General features: G+C 40.9%; 1 protein-coding gene. It reads right to left on the reverse strand.

The window, feature by feature from the left end; all coding sequences use genetic code 11:
- A partial coding sequence (locus KVT11_RS19820; RefSeq protein ID WP_217609143.1) for a helicase-related protein occupies window positions 1-276 on the reverse strand: 276 nt, incomplete at both ends.

Raw genomic sequence — 276 nt, forward strand, 5'->3', positions numbered from 1 at the left:
GATCAGGTCGCATAATACGTCCAATTTCTTGCTCTACCGATGAACCACTATTACTTTCACGAGAATCACCACGTTTCGGCATTACCATGTGGCCAACTGCTAAATGTTGCATGTCCAATCCTTCACGCGCTAACTGTGTGGCAAATAAAATATCTACTTCTTTTCGGTCACACGCTTCTAAAATGTCTTTACGTTTTTGTTTTGTTACTTGCCATTCACGAATTTCCTTTTCTGAATACTGTACAACCTTTACCTGCCAACCGTACTTACCTTGCT

Origin of the sequence: Bacillus sp. GbtcB10 (assembly GCF_019091365.1) — a bacterium.
Lineage (GTDB): Bacteria > Bacillota > Bacilli > Bacillales > Bacillaceae > Bacillus > Bacillus altitudinis.